General features: G+C 70.0%; 11 protein-coding genes and 1 pseudogene. 9 read left to right on the forward strand and 3 right to left on the reverse strand.

Annotation, left to right across the window (positions count from 1 at the left end):
• Positions 1-1,017: 1,017 nt before the first annotated feature.
• Positions 1,018-1,914 carry a hypothetical protein gene (locus ADL03_RS32230; RefSeq protein WP_053737372.1) on the reverse strand — a complete coding sequence of 299 codons (897 nt, stop codon included), beginning with the start codon at positions 1,912-1,914 and terminating at the stop codon, positions 1,018-1,020.
• Between the two features lie 209 nt (positions 1,915-2,123).
• On the opposite strand from ADL03_RS32230, the gene ADL03_RS32235 reads away from it, so the two are divergent.
• The 3 genes from ADL03_RS32235 to ADL03_RS32245 all read left to right on the forward strand — a co-directional run bounded on the left by ADL03_RS32235 (position 2,124) and on the right by ADL03_RS32245 (position 3,595).
• Positions 2,124-2,444 (forward strand): YbaB/EbfC family nucleoid-associated protein, encoded by a 321-nt coding sequence (locus ADL03_RS32235; RefSeq protein WP_231642564.1) that lies wholly within the window; start codon positions 2,124-2,126, stop codon positions 2,442-2,444.
• A gap of 6 nt (positions 2,445-2,450) precedes the next feature.
• Complete coding sequence (gene recR / locus ADL03_RS32240) at positions 2,451-3,059, forward strand: recombination mediator RecR (RefSeq protein ID WP_053737373.1); 609 nt, start codon at positions 2,451-2,453, stop codon at positions 3,057-3,059.
• 62 nt (positions 3,060-3,121) lie between these two features.
• The gene (locus ADL03_RS32245; RefSeq protein WP_231642566.1) at positions 3,122-3,595 is read left to right on the forward strand and encodes a uridine kinase; all 474 of its coding nucleotides are present in this window, start codon (positions 3,122-3,124) and stop codon (positions 3,593-3,595) included.
• On the opposite strand, the gene ADL03_RS32250 is transcribed toward ADL03_RS32245, so the two are convergent.
• Positions 3,574-6,852 (reverse strand): BTAD domain-containing putative transcriptional regulator, encoded by a 3,279-nt coding sequence (locus ADL03_RS32250; protein ID WP_053737375.1) that lies wholly within the window; start codon positions 6,850-6,852, stop codon positions 3,574-3,576. The genes ADL03_RS32245 and ADL03_RS32250 overlap by 22 nt on opposite strands.
• Before the next feature lie 216 nt (positions 6,853-7,068).
• Between ADL03_RS32250 and ADL03_RS32255 the strand changes: the two genes are divergently transcribed.
• The 6 genes from ADL03_RS32255 to ADL03_RS32280 all read left to right on the forward strand — a co-directional run bounded on the left by ADL03_RS32255 (position 7,069) and on the right by ADL03_RS32280 (position 13,537).
• On the forward strand, positions 7,069-8,748 hold the full coding sequence (locus tag ADL03_RS32255; RefSeq protein ID WP_053737376.1) for an ABC transporter substrate-binding protein: 1,680 nt from the start codon (positions 7,069-7,071) through the stop codon (positions 8,746-8,748).
• Positions 8,749-8,791: 43 nt separating this feature from the next.
• Positions 8,792-9,796, forward strand: coding sequence for an ABC transporter permease (locus ADL03_RS32260; protein ID WP_053737377.1), 1,005 nt, complete (start codon positions 8,792-8,794; stop codon positions 9,794-9,796).
• A gap of 5 nt (positions 9,797-9,801) precedes the next feature.
• A complete protein-coding gene (locus tag ADL03_RS32265; protein WP_053737378.1) occupies positions 9,802-10,725 on the forward strand; it encodes an ABC transporter permease in 924 nt (307 codons plus the stop codon).
• A gap of 6 nt (positions 10,726-10,731) precedes the next feature.
• Positions 10,732-11,730 carry an ABC transporter ATP-binding protein gene (locus ADL03_RS32270; RefSeq protein ID WP_053737379.1) on the forward strand — a complete coding sequence of 333 codons (999 nt, stop codon included), beginning with the start codon at positions 10,732-10,734 and terminating at the stop codon, positions 11,728-11,730.
• Positions 11,727-12,833, forward strand: coding sequence for an ABC transporter ATP-binding protein (locus tag ADL03_RS32275; protein WP_053737380.1), 1,107 nt, complete (start codon positions 11,727-11,729; stop codon positions 12,831-12,833). Before ADL03_RS32270 ends, ADL03_RS32275 begins: the two co-directional genes overlap by 4 nt.
• Before the next feature lie 122 nt (positions 12,834-12,955).
• Positions 12,956-13,537: a TetR/AcrR family transcriptional regulator gene (locus ADL03_RS32280; protein ID WP_053737381.1), complete on the forward strand. Its 582-nt coding sequence runs from the start codon at positions 12,956-12,958 to the stop codon at positions 13,535-13,537.
• Between the two features lie 20 nt (positions 13,538-13,557).
• On the opposite strand, the pseudogene ADL03_RS49905 reads toward ADL03_RS32280, so the two are convergent.
• Positions 13,558-13,980 (reverse strand): annotated as a pseudogene (locus ADL03_RS49905) (DedA family protein); the annotation flags it as partial.
• Positions 13,981-14,412 lie beyond the last annotated feature (432 nt).

A 14,412-nucleotide genomic window follows, 5' to 3' on the forward strand; every position in this document is an offset into this window, starting at 1 on the left:
CCGACGAACCCCTCCCGCCAGAACCCGACGACGAAGAGGCCATGCTCGCCGAGGCCGCCCGCCCCGCCGACCCCAACGCCACCCCCGTCGTCGCCCTGGACCCCGAGGCCAAGATGTTCCAACTCCTCGCCGACGAACTGGGCGCCCGCCCGCTGAAGAAGGCCTAGCCGCCCCCCGATCGGGTGAACGTTGTCCGTACCCCCGCACCCCGGCGTCTGTTGAGTGTCCGGACCCCACGGTCACCAGCGCCCGCAGACAAGGAACGCGCGGAGGGAGCGCCCATCGTCACTTCGACAACCCCAGCCGTCCCGACGGCTGAGTCAGCCCGGCAGCCAAGCCGGTCCGACGGACAGCCGTTCGGACGCCCAAGCGGTCCCGACGGGCAGCCGTTCGGACGGCCAAGCGGTCCCGACGAACAGCCGTTCGGTCGGCCAAGCGGTCCCGACGGACAAGCCGGCACCACGGGCAGCCAGAACCACAGCCAAGTCACCCCCGACGGCACCGGTTCTCGGCACCCGGCGAGGCACCGGCTCCGCTTCGCCTGGGACTTCGAGTAGCTGCTCTGGCCTGGGTGGTGCGCGGTCGTGGCAGGGTGGTCGGATCCGCGCCGCGCAGCCGACACCTAGCTTCCGCGCCGCGCCGTCCCCCGCCACGCCGCCCAGCCTCGCTTTCGCGCCGTGCCGCCCAGCCGCCCCGCGCCCCGCAGTCGCCGTCGACGCCGCGCAGCCGCTACCTCCGCCGCGCAGCCGCCACCTCCGCGGCGCCACCACAGGGCCGCCACCGAGCCGCCGCCACCCCACCCCGCCCGCCCTAAGCGAGCGCGTCCGTCGACCGGCCCCGCCCGCACTCGGCCGAGGCGCAATCGAAAACGCCCTCAAAACGCAGCAACCCCCGCACCACGAGCAAACCCGTGTCCGGACACGGGCCGCACCCGCGCCCGGACAGGGCCCGCACCCGCGTCCGGACACGGGCCGCACCCGCGTCCGGACACAGCCCACACCCGCGCGTCGCAGCGATTCAGCCGTTGACCACGACCACCTCGTACTGGTCGGCCGTGGGCGGGAAGCCGGTGTCGAACTTGGCGTTCACGACCGCCAGCCGGCCGCCGAACCTCGCCACGGTGCTGGGGGACTGGAAGGTCGGGCTGGTGATGACCTTCTCCGTCGTGCCCGCCGTGGCGTCGTGGTCGAGGCGGATGCGGCTGACCTGGTTGTTGTGCACGACCCACATCGTGTGGCCGGCGCGGACGATGCCGTCGGCGCCGGGGACGCTGACGTTGCGGATCGTCTCGCTCGTGCCGGTGCGGGGGTCGACCTTGTTGAGCTCGCCGCGGCTGGTGTTCGCCACGATCAGCGACCGGGAGTCGGGTGAGGTGGTGATGCCGTTGTTGTTGATCGAGCCGGTGGCGTCGCCGGCCGGGCCGGTCAGCGGCAGGGTGCGGAACTGGCCGAGTTCTCCGGTGCGGCTGATCGGCACGAAGTAGAGCTGTGGTTGGCGGAAGTCGGTGAACCAGGCGCCGTCGGCGGTCAGCGTGACGTCGTTGATCATGCCGACGTCGGCGGTGGTGAGCTGGTACACCGCGACGGTCTTGGCGGTGCGCAGGTCGTAGACGTAGGCCTGGCCGGTGAAACCGCCTGCCACGAACAGCAGGTCGTGGTGGAGGTCTGCGGTCATGCCGACCGCTGTCCGGCCGGTCGGGGCGTCGATGAACAACGACGCCGTGCCGCGTCTGACGTCGCCGCGGTAGATGTCGCCGGCGAAGAGGTCTCCCGCGTAGAAGGTGGTTCCCCTGCCTTCGGTGATGCCCTCGGCCGACTTCGCGCCGGGCAGCACGATGACCTTCTCGGCCACATCCGCCACGGCGGGTGTGGCCAGGCCGAGGATCAGCATCAACGTCAGCACCAGCGACCGCATCAGACCGGCTCCTGTTCGTCGCAGAATCCCGCTGACCACCCAACCGCACTCACCGGCCGAAGGCGAGAAAACCAAAAGGTCGCAAACGATCCGGAGTGGACGCGACCCCGCGCCTCAAGCGCACCACCGAAGCCCACCGCGCTCCCCGCTCCTGACTTCGCCGTACGCTGGGACCCACCCTCCAAAGCCCCTTCCGAGAGGACCAGCAGGTGCAACCCGGTTTCGACATGCAGGCACTGCTCCAGCAGGCCCAGAACATGCAGCAGCAGATGGCCACCGCCCAGCAGGAACTGGCCGAAACCGAGGTGGCCGGCTCCGCGGGCAACGGTCTCGTCACCGCGACGGTCACCGGTGGCGGTGAGCTCCTCAACCTCGTCATCGACCCGAAGATCGTCGATCCCGAGGACGTGGAGACGTTGCAGGACCTCGTGATCGCCGCCATCAGGGACGCGAACACGAAAGCTCAGCAGATGGTGGAACAGAAGCTCGGCCCGCTCGCCCAGGGCGGCCTCGGCGGATTGCTCGGGTAAGACGCGATGTACGAGGGGCCGGTACAGGACCTCATCGACGAGCTTGGCCGGCTCCCCGGCGTCGGGCCGAAGAGTGCGCAGCGCATCGCTTTCCACCTGCTGGCAACGGAACCCGCTGACATCGAGCGGCTTCAGCAAGCGTTGCAGAAGGTCAAGGAAGGCGTGGTGTTCTGCGACGTCTGCGGCAACGTCAGCGCGGAGACCACGTGCCGCATCTGCCGCGACCCCAAGCGGGACCTGAGCCTGGTGTGCGTGGTCGAGGAACCCAAGGACGTGCTCGCGGTCGAGCGGACCAGGGAGTTCAGGGGCCGCTACCACGTGCTGGGCGGCGCGCTCGACCCGTTGAGCGGCGTCGGGCCCGACCAGTTGCGGATCCGGCAGCTGCTCACGCGGATCGGCACGCCGGTCGACGGGGTCGACATCTCCGAGGTGATCATCGCCACCGACCCGAACACCGAGGGCGAGGCGACGGCGACCTACCTGGTGCGGATGCTGCGGGACTTCCCGGGGCTCACGGTCACCAGGCTGGCGAGCGGGTTGCCGATGGGTGGCGACCTGGAGTTCGCGGACGAGCTGACGCTGGGCCGTGCGCTGTCCGGCCGCCGGAGCATGTGAACTGGGCGCCGGAGAACCTGACGAACCATCCACCGCGGTTGGGCCGCACCCGGCTGATCGCGGTGGATGGTCCTTCCGGTGCCGGCAAGTCGACCTTCGCCGAGCAGCTCGCCGCTGACCTCGGCGCCCAGCTGATCAGGACCGACCACTTCGCCACGTGGGACGACCCCGCGACGAGGTGGTGGCCGCGGCTCACGGCGGCGCTCGACGACGTCGCACGGGGAAACCCCGGCCGCTACCGGAAGACCGACTGGTCCCAGGGGTTCGCGCGTCCCGAGCAGGGCGAGTGGGTCGAGGTCGGGCCACGACCGGTGCTCGTCCTGGAGGGCTTCTCCTCGGCCAGGCGGGCGAACCACCGCGCCAGCGTGCGGATCTTCGTCGACCACGGTGACGAAGCCGCGCGGCTCGAACGCGCGGTGAGACGAGACGGCGAAAAGCACCGCGAGCACTTCCGGCGCTGGCAGGACTTCGAACGCGGCTGGTTCGCCGTCGACGACACGAGGGCCAGAGCCGACTACGTCGTCACGGCGAGCTGACCGCGCACGACGTCGGCCTCCGGTGAGCCGATCGCGTTGAACACCTCGAGCGCCGACTCCCAGTGCTCCCGTGCCGCCGCGAGTGATCCCTGCGCCGATGCCGCGTCGCCGGCCAGCCCCAGCGCCCGCGCGAGCACCCAGCGGTGCCCGGACGCCTCGCCGACCGCGGCCGCGCGTGACGCGCACTCCAGTGCCTGGGCGGCGTCGCCGGTGTCGAGGTGGATGCGGCCCAGCACGAGCAGCACCTCCAGCTCCGCGGTGCGGAACTGCGACCGGCCCGCCTCCACCAGCGCCGACATCGCCTGCGTCAGCGCCTCGTCGTACCGCCCGACGCCGCGGTAGGCGGCGGCCAGGCCGCGGCGGGCCAGGATCGTGCCCCACGAGTACCCGGTCTCGGTCGCACTGGCCAGCGCCGCCGAGAACTGCGTCAGCGCCTCCTCGTAGCACCCGGCACCTTCGAGCGCGCGGCCCAGCAGGTTCGTGGCGTCACACGAGCTCTTGACGTTCTCCAGGTCCGAGGCGATCTGAATGGCCGCACGGGCGTGCGTGGCGGCTTCGTCGTAGCGGCCGCGCATCAGCAGGGTGATCGCCATGCCCTCGTGCAACGTGTGCCCGAACGTGCGTGCCGCGGAACGCTCGTAAAGCTCACCGGCGCGCACGAAGTAGTCGGCGCCGAGGTCAGCCTGGCCGCGCATCGCGTGCACCTCGCCCAACGCGCGCATGACGTGCGCCTGCGTGATCCACGAGTCGAGCCGCGTGCCGGCTTCCAAGGCTTCCTCGAAGTTCGCCGCGGCCCGGTCGAGCTGCCCGAGCTGCATGTAGATGCCGCCGAGGTTGAACAGCGCGGTCGCCTGCAGCTGATCGGCCTGCACCCGGCGGGTGATCACCAACGCGCGTTCGAGGTGGTCGGCGGCGTGTTCGAGCTCGCCGAGGTCGATGTAGACGCCGCCCGCGTTCGACAGCACGGCCGCCTCGGCCTGGGGGAGCGAGATCCGCGGCACCAGCGCGATGGCCTGCTGGTAGTAGCCGAGCGCGTTGCGCAGCCGCCCGGTCACCCAGTACAGGGTGCCCAGCGACGACAGCATCGCGAGCTGGCCGAGCTCGTCGCGGGGAGCGCGGGCACCGAGCAGGCCCGCCTTCGCCGTCTCCCGCCACTCCGCGGCCAGGCCCTGCGTGTGGAAGTAGCCGCGCAGCGCGTCCGCCAGCAGCCACGGCGAGTTCTCCGGGTCGCGTTCGACGGCGTGCGCCACCAGCGCCACCAGGTTCGAGCGTTCCACGTCGAGCCAGCTCAGCGCCTCGGTCGAGGTGCTGAACGTCCGCGGCACCACCCCTTCCAGCGGCGCGGGGCGGGGGAACCGGAACAGCGTCGACTTCAGCGCGGCCGTGGCGTTGTCCACCGACCGCACCGCCCAGTCCACCAGCCGCCGCAGCGCCAGCCGCGAGTCCGCCCTGCCCTCCTCGAACGCCAGCCGCTCGGCCGCGTAGTCGCGCAGCAGGTCGTGGAACTGGTATCGCGACGGCGCGTGGTTCGCGATCAGGTTGGCCGTGGCCAGGCGGTCCAGCCGCCGCCGGGCGTCCTGCGTGGTCAGCCCCGACAGCGCCGCCGCCATCTCCGGCGTGAAGTCCGTGCCCGGCACCAGCGACAACAGGCGGAACATCTGCGCCAGCTCGGGCTTCAGCGCGGTGTAGGACAGGTCGAACGCCGCGTGCACCGCGACCCGTTCGTCACCTTCGACCGCGAGCGCCGCGAGCCGGTTGCCCGCGCGCAGCTCCTCCACGTAGTCCGCGATGGACAGCTCCGGGCGTGACACCAGGTTCGCCGCCGCGATGCGCAACGCCAGCGGCAGGTGCGCGCACAACGCCGCCAGCTCCGCGGCCGCGTCCTCCTGCGCCGCCACCTCGGCGGCACCCACGATGCCCGCGAGCAACGCCCTGGTCTCCGGCCAGTCGAGCACGTCGAGCCGCACGTTCGACGCCGCGTGCGACACGGCCAGCCCGCGCAGGGTGTCCCGCGAGGTCACCAGCACCGCGCACCCCGGCGAGCCCGGCAGCAGCGGCCGGATCTGCTCGGCCGACGACGCGTTGTCGAGCAGCAGCAGCACCCGCTGCCCGGTCAGCGTCGACCGGAACATCGCCTCCTGCTCGTCCTGGTCCAGCGGCACCTGGTCGGGTTCGGTGCCCAGCGCCCGCAGGAACCGCGGCAGCACGTCCACCGCGCTCAACGGGGGACCGGGGGCGTACCCGCGCAGGTTCACGTACAGCTGCCCGTCGGGGAAGTCCGCGCGCATCCGGTGCGCCGCGTGCACGGCCAGCGCCGTCTTGCCCACGCCCGGCGGCCCGGCCAGCGTGACGACCGGTACGCCCTGGGCCGTCCGGAGCAACGCGATGATCAGCGACACGGCCTCGTCGCGGCCCACGAAGTCCGGGATGTCCGCGGGCAGCTGTGAGGGCACCACCCGTTCGGGCTTCGCGGCCACCACGGCGGCACCGGACGCCGCCGGCGCCACCGCGTCGATCGAGCCGGACAGCACCTGGCCGTGCACGCGCCGCAGCTCGTCGCCGGGATCGATGCCCAGCTCCTCGCCCAGCAGCCGGGACACCCGCTGGTAGGCGGCGAGCGCCTCGCTCTGCCGGCCGGAGCGGTACAGCGCCACCATCAGCTGCGCCCAGAACCGCTCGCGCAACGGGTGGTCGTTCGTCAGCCGGGACAGCTCCGCGACCAGCTCGCCATGCCTGCCGAGCTCCAGGTCGACCTCGACGCGGCGTTCCAGCACGTGCAGGCGCCGCTCGTTGAGCCGCGGCACCTCGTCGCGGTGCAGGATCTCCGACGGCACGTCGACCAGCGCCGGTCCCCGCCAGAGCCCGAGCGCCGCGGCGAACGCGGCCGAGGCGGCCTGCAGGTTGCCCGCCGCCCGCTCCTGCTCGCCCTGCTCGATCAACGGCTCGAAGCGCATCAGGTCGATGGTCTTCTCGTCGACGTCGATCAGATATCCGTCCGGCACGGTCCGGATGGGCACCGACGGGCCGAGCAGCTGTCTCAGTCTCATCACATATGTCTGGAGGGTCGCACGCGCCCGTGCCGGCGGGTCGTCACCCCACACGTTCCCGGCCAGTTCGTCGACCGACACCGACGTGCCCGCGCGCAACAGCAGCGACACCAGCAACGCACGCTGCCTACCTGCTCGGACCAGCAGTGGTTCGGAGTCGAGGAGCACCTGCAGAGGGCCGAGGACGCGGAACTCGACCTGCCTGCTCATGCGACCTCCTCCGCGTGTCGTTGTCGTTTCTACAGCCTAGGAGAGCGTTCGACGCATCCGACGTGCTCACGTTGGGTCAGCGCGCGTGCGCCGGACGTATCAGAATGCCTGGTCTAGTGGCCGGATCGTGACCTGAGCTACCTCGGGAGGGGTATGAACAACGGTTATGGTCGGCGACCACACCGTGAGATGTGCGGATTGTCCAAGGGGTGTTTGATGGTCCACTCAGTAACGGCTCGCCGCCGTTGGGTTGCCGCGATCGGCTTCCTCAGCGTCAGCGCGCTGGCCCTGTCAGGTTGCGCGCAATCGCAGCGCGACTCCGGCGGTGGCGGCCAGCAGGGCGGCACGCTGACCTTCGGTGCCGCAGGCGCGCCGAAGCTCTTCGACCCGTTCTACGCGACGGACGGCGAGACCTTCCGGGTCTCCCGCCAGATGTTCGAGGGTCTGGTCGGCTTCAAGCCGGGTACCGCCGAGGTCGAGCCCGCGCTGGCGACCAAGTACGAGCCCTCCGCGGACGGCAAGACGTGGACGTTCACCCTCAAGGAGGGCGTGAAGTTCCACGACGGCACCGCGTTCAACGCCGAGGCCGTCTGCTTCAACTTCGAGCGCTGGTACAACCAGAAGGGTGCCGGTCAGAGCGACGCGGTCTCCCAGTACTGGCTGGACAACTTCGGCGGGTTCAAGGACACGCCGGACAAGCCCTCGCTGTACAAGTCCTGCACGGCCAAGGACGCCAAGACCGCGGTCATCGAGCTGAACGAGGTCACCTCGCAGTTCCCGTCGGTCCTCGGCTTCACGTCGTTCTCGATCTCCAGCCCCGACGCGCTGAAGAAGTACGACGCGGACAACGTCCAGGCCGCCGGTGACGCGTTCACCTACCCGGCTTACGCGAACGAGCACCCGACCGGCACGGGCCCGTTCAAGTTCGGCAAGTACGACAAGGCCAACAACACCGTCGAGCTCGTCCGCAACGACGACTACCACGGCACGAAGGCCAAGCTGGACAAGATCGTCTTCAAGATCATCCCGGACGAGACCGCCCGCAAGCAGGCGCTCAAGGCCGGCGACATCGACGGGTACGACCTGCCGAACGCCGCCGACTGGGCCGGCCTGAAGTCCGACGGCTTCAACGTCGCGATCCGCCCGGCGTTCAACGTCTTCTACCTGGGCATCAACCAGAAGAACAACCCGAAGCTCGCCGACCTCAAGGTCCGCCAGGCCCTGATGTACGCGATCAACCGCGAGCAGCTGGTCAAGTCGCAGCTGCCCGAGGGCGCGAAGGTTGCCACGCAGTTCATGCCCGACACCGTGAACGGCTACAACAAGTCGATCACCGAGGTCAAGTACGACCCCGAGAAGGCGAAGTCGCTGCTGGCCGAGGCCGGCGCCACCGACCTGACCCTGAAGGCGTACTGGCCGTCCGAGGTCACGCGTCCGTACATGCCGTCCCCGAAGGACCTGTGGGGCGCCATCGCCGGTGACCTGCAGAAGGCCGGCATCAAGCTGGACGTCGTCACCAAGCCGTGGAACGGCGGCTACCTGACCGACGTCGACAACAGCATCCCGGACGTGTTCCTGCTGGGCTGGACCGGTGACAACGGCACGGCGCACAACTGGGTCGGCACCTTCTTCGGCCGCACCGACAACCGCTTCAACACCGGTGTGTCGCCGTGGGGCGCGTCGCTCGCGAGCGACCTGGCCAAGGCCAACTCGGAGCCGAACGAGGCCAACCGCACCAAGCTGTACGAAGAGATCAACAAGAAGATCATGGAGCAGTACCTGCCCGCGATCCCGATCTCGCACTCCCCGCCCGCTCTGGTGTTGAAGTCGGACATCAAGGGTGTCGTTCCCAGCCCGTTGACCGACGAGAGGTTCGGCACGGCCTCCAAGGGCTGACCGGACCCGCTCCCACCACAAGAGAACAACGGGGTAGCTCACAGTGCTCCGCTACACCATTCGACGGCTGGTCCAGCTGGTCGGCGTGGTGCTGGTGCTCTCGCTGCTGCTCTTCGCGTGGTTGCGCGTGCTCCCAGGAGGGCCGGTCTCGGCCCTCCTGGGAGACCGCTCCACGCCGGAGAAGGCGGCGGAGCTCACCAAGCAGCTCGGCCTCGACCAACCGATCATCGTCCAGTACTTCAAGTTCCTCGGTCGCGCGGCGACCGGGGACTTCGGCGTCTCCACCGGTGTCCAGCCGGGTGACTCGGCGCTCGACATCTTCCTCCAGCGGTTCCCCGCGACGCTCGAGCTGAGCTTCTTCGCGATCGTCATCGCGATCGCGGTCGGCGTCCCGCTCGGTTACCTCGCCGCGAAGCGCCGCGGTGGCTGGTTCGACAACCTCAGCGTCGTCGGCTCGCTCATCGGTGTCGCGGTTCCGGTGTTCTTCCTGGCCTACGTGCTCAAGGGCGTGGCGTCGTCCTCGCTCGGCCTGCCGTCCAGCGGCCGGCAGGACGCCATCGACGCCACCCGCGTGACCGGGTTCTTCACCCTCGACGGCGTTCTGACCGGCGAGTGGGACGCGACGTTCAACGCGCTGGAGCACTTGATCCTGCCCGCGATCGCGCTGGCCACGATCCCGTTCGCGGTGATCTTCCGGATCACCCGCGCGGCCGTCCTCGACGTGCTCGACGAGGACTTCGTGCGCACGGCCGAGTCCAAGGGCCTCACCGCACCGGTGATCCGCCGCCGGCACGTGCTGCGCAACGCGATGCTGCCGGTCGTCACGACGATCGGCCTGCAGACCGGTGCGCTGCTCTCCGGCGCGGTGCTCACCGAGAAGGTGTTCTCGTTCCCCGGTGTCGGCGAGGCGCTCGCCATCGGGTTCGAGCGGCGCGACTACCCGGTGCTGCTGCTGTTGATCATCATGGCCACGAGCGTCTACGTCGTGGTCAACCTGCTGGTCGACCTCTCGTACGCGCTCATCGACCCGCGCATCAGGACGAGGTGAGCGCAGTGGCTCTTGGAGTGACCAAGAAGGAAAAGATCGACGGTCTCGCCGAGTCCGCGGGCACCTCGCTCGCGGCCAGCGCGTGGAAGCGGCTCAAGCGCAGCCCGGTGTTCCTCATCGGCGCGGTGATCATCGGCATCTTCATCGCGATCTCGCTGCTCTCGCCGTGGCTCGCGCCGCACAACCCGGCCGACCCGATGCTGATCGACCAGGTCGTCAAGGCGCGCAACGAGATCCCGCTCGCGCAGCCGGGTCACCCGCTCGGCGGTGACCTGCAGGGCCGCGACTTCCTGTCGCGCCTGCTGGTCGGCTCGCAGCAGACGTTGATCGTCGGCATCGGCGCGACGATCATCGGCCTGTCCGGCGGCCTGATCCTGGGCACGCTCGCGGGCGCCCTCGGCGGCTGGGTCGACTCGCTCGTCATGCGCGTCGTCGACGTCATGCTCTCGCTGCCGTCGCTGCTGCTCGCGTTCTCGATCGCGGCGATGTTCGCGCGGCCCAGCCAGTTCACCGTGATCCTGGCGGTCGCGATCGTGCAGATCCCGGTGTTCGCCCGGCTGCTGCGCGGCTCGATGCTGGCGCAACGGCACAGCGACCACGTGCTCGCGGCCACGGCGCTGGGCGTGAAGAAGGGCGCGATCGTGTTCCGGCACATGCTGCCGAACTCGCTCGGCCCGGTGATCGTCCAGTCCACGCTCGTGCTGGCCACCGCGATCATCGAGGCGGCGGCGCTGTCGTTCCTCGGTCTCGGCAACCCGGACGACCGGGTGCCGGAGTGGGGTCAGATGCTCGGCGACGTGCAGAAGGTGTTCGACACCCACCCGCACCTCGCCGCGTGGCCCGCGGTCTGCATCATCATCGTGGCGCTCGGCTTCACCCTCATGGGCGAGACCCTGCGCGAAGCCCTCGACCCGAAGAACAGGCGGTGAGTCGTCGTGGCACTGCTCGAAGTTCGTGACCTCTCCGTCGTGTTCCAGCGCAAGGGCGAACAGCCGTTCGCCGCGGTCGACGGCGTCAGCTTCGACGTCGAGCCCGGCCAGACGGTCGGACTCGTCGGTGAGTCGGGCTGCGGCAAGTCGGTGACCTCGCTCGCGATCATGGGGCTGCTGCCCAAGCGCGGCGCCAAGATCACCGGCACGGTCCGGTACGACGGCACCGACCTGCTCAAGCTCTCCGACCGGGAGATGCGCGACCGCCGCGGCCGCGACCTCGGCATGGTCTTCCAGGACCCGCTGTCGTCGCTCAACCCCGTCGTCCCGATCGGCCTGCAGGTCACCGAGGTGCTCGAACGGCACCGCGGCATGCCCCGCAGGGAAGCCATGATCGAGGCGAAGAACCTGCTGGACAAGGTCGGCATCCCCGACCCGAACCGGCGGCTCAAGGAGTACCCGCACCAGCTCTCCGGCGGCATGCGGCAGCGCGCGCTCATCGCGATCGCGCTGGCCTGCCGGCCGAAGCTGCTGATCGCGGACGAGCCGACGACGGCGCTGGACGTGACCATCCAGGCCCAGATCCTGTCGCTGATGAAGGAACTGGTGCAGGACCTCGGCACTGCGCTCGTGATGATCACCCACGACCTGGGTGTCGTCGCCGGCCTGTGCGACGAGGTCAACGTGCTCTACGGCGGCAAGGTGGTCGAGAAGGCCATGCGGCACAAGCTCTTCGCCGAGCCGCGCCACCCGTACACGCACGGCCTGCTGGCGTCGATCCCGCGCCTGGACGCGGCCCGCGGCGAGAAGCTGACGCCGATCAGGGGCTCGGTCGCCGACAACATCCCGTGGACGCAGGGCTGTGCCTTCGCGCCGCGCTGCCCGAACGCGCTGGAGGTGTGCACGCGGGTCACCCCGGCCGAGGAGGACCAGCTGGGTCGCCTGCTCCGCTGCCACAACCCGGTGGTCCCGGGAACCCCGGCCGCCGAGGAGGTGTCGGTATGAGCGAGACCCTGGTGTCCGTGCAGGACATGAAGGTGCACTTCCCGATCAAGCGTGGCGTCGTCTTCGACCGCACGGTCGGGTACGTCTACGCGGTCGACGGCGTGGACCTGGAGATCAAGCGCGGCGAGACCTACGGCCTGGTCGGCGAGTCCGGCTGCGGCAAGTCCACCCTCGGGCGGGCGATGCTGCGGCTCAACGAGCCGACCGCGGGCAAGATGGTGTTCGACGGGCAGGACTTCTCGGCGCTGAAGGGCGAGGAGCTGCGCAAGATGCGGCGCCGGATCCAGATGGTGTTCCAGGACCCGCTGTCCTCGCTCGACCCGCGCCAGTCCGTGGAGTCGATCCTGGTCGAGGGCCTGCGGGCGCACGACCTGGACAAGGGCCGGGAGTCCACGTCCAAGCGGCTGCGCGACCTGCTCACCGCGGTCGGCCTGCCGACCACGGCCCTGCGCAAGTACCCGCACGAGTTCTCCGGCGGTCAGCGGCAGCGCATCGGCATCGCGCGGGCCCTGGCGCTGGAGCCGGACCTGATCGTCGCCGACGAGCCGGTGTCCGCGCTGGACGTGTCGGTGCAGGCGCAGGTCGTGAACCTCCTGGAGGAGCTCCAGGAGCAGTTCGGCCTGACCTACCTGGTCATCGCGCACGACCTCGCGGTCGTGAAGCACATCTCCGACCGGGTCGGCGTGATGTACCTGGGCGGGCTGGTCGAGGAGGCCACCTCCGAGGACCTCTACGCCGAGCCGCTGCACCCGTACACGCGGGCGCTGCTGTCGGCGATCCCGGTGCCCGACCCCGTGGTCGAGGACCGGCGCGAGCGGATCCTGCTCGCCGGCGACCTCCCGTCGCCCGCGAACCCGCCCACCGGCTGCCGGTTCCACACCCGGTGCCCGTGGCGGCAGCAGACCCGCTGCGACACCGAACGCCCGGTGCTGCGCGAGCTCAAGCCCGGCCACAAGGTCGCGTGCCACTGGGCCGAGCAGATCCGCTCCGGCGAGATCCAGCCGCACGAGGTCAAGCCGGTGCTGGTGGAGGAGGACGACACCATCTCCCCGGACGTCCCCCTCGTCGGCCCGGCCTCGGTCACCGAGGCGCTCAACCCGTAGTCCCCTTTCGGCCCACGCGGGGGCCCCACGTTCCCTTCACGGGGTACGCGGGGCCCCCGCGTGCCGTTTGCGTTCGAGGCGAGCGCGGGCGGGCTTCGAGGGGCGTCCGGTGTCGTGGGGCGATGGACAGTCGTGGGGCGATCCTGCTGAGGGCGGCGGAGATCGCGTCCGTCGAGGGGCTCGAAGGGGTCACGATCGGGCGGCTCGCGGTCGAGCTCGGCATGAGCAAGAGCGGGGTGTTCTCGCACTTCGGTGCGAAGGAGGAGCTGCAGCTGGCGACCGTGCACGCCGCCGCGGAGATCTTCGCGCGCGAGGTCGTGGCCGCGGGCGGGTCGGTGCTGGACGTGTGCGACCGGTGGCTCGACTACTCGAAGCGGCGGGTCTTCCCCGGCGGCTGCTTCTTCGTGGTGACCCGCTCGGAGTTCGCGGCCCGTCCCGGCCGCGTGCGCGACGCGTTGATGCTGTTCACCCTGCGCTGGTCGGCACTGCTGGAACGGCTGTGCGGCGACGCGCAGCTGGCGTTCGAGGTGGACGCCCTGCTGGCGGCCGCGGACCGGTACGCGGTCCTCTACGACGACGCTTCGGCGTACGAGAGGGTGCGGTTGGCGTTGCGCGCACGCCACACCATGCCGATGGGCACGGAGATGAGCATCGCCACGCCGAGGGACAGCAGCATCGCGAGCCACGCCTCGTCGATGATCTGACCGCCGATGTAGCCCACGGTGGCGGGGTAGAGGCTCCACACCACGGACCCGACGGCCGCGACCGGCAGGAAACGCCGCAGCGGCCACTTCAGGGCACCCGCGAGCATCGCGCCCACGATGCCGCCCGCCGGCAGGAACCGGGCCACGACGAGGATCGTCTCGCCCCTGGTCGCCAGCTGGTCGGCCGTCCACACCACCATCGAGCGGGCCTTGGCGTTCTTGTTCACCTTGTCGAGCGCCTTCATGCCCATCCGGCGGCCCGCGGTAAAGTTGATCATGTCGCTGGTCAGGCAGCCCGCCGCGGCCACGGCGATCACCAGGTAGAGCGGAACCTCACCGGACGCGGCCAGGACACCGGCGCCGATGAGCACGGCCTCCGTCGGTGCCAGCGGCACGACGGCGACCAGGAACAGCACGACGAGACTGGCGGCTGCGGTGCTCATGATCTGTGAACGTACGTGACCGACGTGAACAATCCCGACCTGGGTGTTTCTTCAGCCCGCCCACAGCTCCGAAGTCGATCTGCGGCCGGTGCGCCTGCCTTCGCTCGGCGGTGTCCCCGTGCCGCCGGTCGGCCCACCCGTTGTCCGGAAGGGCAATGACCGCGAGTCATGCGCCGGGAGATCCCGGTACGGGTTCCGGGCCTTCTCAGCGGCACCACCGACGTGGACGCCGTGAGGTCGTTGCCTGATCCCGTCAGCCGGGTCCCGTCGGCCAGTCAGTGCATGACAAGCGATGACAGCCCGATTTCCTTGATCGGGTGCCGATCTGTCACGCGGTCAAGCGGCGGTGCTGCCGTTGACCCGTGTCTTTGCCCACAGCTAACCTCCGGCCTTAATAGGAAAGCTTGTTTACCAATCCTTCGCCGCCACCCG

Source organism: Nocardia sp. NRRL S-836 (assembly GCF_001279525.1).
GTDB lineage: Bacteria > Actinomycetota > Actinomycetes > Mycobacteriales > Pseudonocardiaceae > Lentzea.

Bases quoted from the DNA above. Each gene is read 5' to 3' on its own strand.
- ADL03_RS32230 (WP_053737372.1), bottom strand. From the start codon at position 1,914: ATGCGGTCGCTGGTGCTGACGTTGATGCTGATCCTCGGCCTGGCCACA.
- recR (WP_053737373.1), top strand. From the start codon at position 2,451: ATGTACGAGGGGCCGGTACAGGACCTCATCGACGAGCTTGGCCGGCTC.
- ADL03_RS32250 (WP_053737375.1), bottom strand. From the start codon at position 6,852: ATGAGCAGGCAGGTCGAGTTCCGCGTCCTCGGCCCTCTGCAGGTGCTC.
- ADL03_RS32255 (WP_053737376.1), top strand. From the start codon at position 7,069: ATGGTCCACTCAGTAACGGCTCGCCGCCGTTGGGTTGCCGCGATCGGC.
- ADL03_RS32275 (WP_053737380.1), top strand. From the start codon at position 11,727: ATGAGCGAGACCCTGGTGTCCGTGCAGGACATGAAGGTGCACTTCCCG.
- ADL03_RS32280 (WP_053737381.1), top strand. From the start codon at position 12,956: ATGGACAGTCGTGGGGCGATCCTGCTGAGGGCGGCGGAGATCGCGTCC.